The sequence below is a fragment of the Stenotrophomonas sp. Steno-Z10-HUANG genome (assembly GCF_056393075.1).
Genome location: NZ_JBWJPA010000022.1, coordinates 1 through 1,240, shown reverse-complemented (window position 1 = coordinate 1,240; position 1,240 = coordinate 1). Strand labels below are relative to the sequence as shown.

General features: G+C 64.4%; 1 protein-coding gene. It reads right to left on the bottom strand.

The annotated features are described in order from the left end of the window. Positions 1-26 precede the first annotated feature (26 nt). Positions 27-1,177 (bottom strand): IS3 family transposase gene (locus AC06E6_RS16370; protein ID WP_478062062.1). Its coding sequence is split into 2 segments (ribosomal slippage): positions 27-922 and positions 922-1,177, totalling 1,152 coding nucleotides; the frame shifts between segments, so codons are not numbered across the junction. Positions 1,178-1,240: the final 63 nt, after the last annotated feature.

Below are 1,240 nucleotides of genomic sequence, written 5' to 3'. Positions count from 1 at the left end.
TGGACCGACCAGATTTCCGTAGACACTCAGTCGCTGCGTTGCGCGTAGCGCCTCTCGAACTCTACCGGTGACATGCCGCCAGCGGAACCATGCCGGCGGATCGGGTTGTAGAACATCTCGATGTAATCGAACACATCCGATGCCGCGGCGGCCCGAGATGGGTAGATCCGCCGCTTGATCCGCTCCTTCTTCAGGACACTGAAGAAGCTCTCGGCCACCGCGTTGTCGTGACAGTTTCCGCGGCGGCTCATGCTCGGCACCATCCGATGCGCCTTCAGGAACGATTGCCAGTCGCTGCTGGTGAACTGGCAGCCCTGATCGGAATGGACCATCACGCCTGCGGCCGGTTTGCGTCGCCATGCGGCAGCGACCAACGCCTGCAGCACCAGGTCGCTGGTCATCGTCGGGGCCGTCGCCCAGCCGACGATCTGTCGCGAGTACAGGTCCATCACCGCCGCCAGGAACAGCCAGCCCTCGTAGGTGCGGATGTAGGTGATGTCGGTCACCCAGACCTTGTTGGGCGACTGCGGAGCGAAGTCGCGGTTGAGCACGTTGGCCACCACGCCAACGGGGCCGCCACGATGACGCGGCTTGCGGCCATAACCCACCTGGGCCCGCAGGCCCTCGGCCTTCATCAGCCGCCAGACGCGATGACGGCTGCAGCGTTCGCCGGCTTCGCGCAGATCCAGGGCGATCTTGCGATAGCCATACACCGCGCCGCTGGCCAGCCAATAATGCTTGATCAGCCCCAGAAGACGCTGATCCTCCCGCTCGCGGGCACTGGCGCCTTGGCGCAGCCACGCGTAGTAGCCGCTGCGGTGCACGCCCAACACTCGACACATCGCTACCAGGCGGAACTCGCGGACGTGCGCGCGCATGAACGCGTACTTCGCCTTTACCCCTTGGCAAAGTACGCGGCGGCTTTTTTTAGGATGTCGCGCTCCTCGGTCACCCGTCGCAGCTCGGCCTTGAGCCGGCGGATCTCGGCCGAGTCACTCGGCGCAGCCGCAGTACCGAGCGCTGGTGCCGTCTTCCTGGCCGCCTGCACCCAGCCATACAGCGTGTGCTTGGGGATCCCGATGCGGGAGGCGACATCCACCACAGTGAAGCCGCGCTCGATCACCTGCCTCACCGCCTCGGAACGGAACTCATCCGTGTACTGCTTGTTGCTGCTCATAAACACCTCGGTCGTTGCCATGGATTATGGCGCCCGGATGTCTACGAAAGGCTGGTCGGTCCA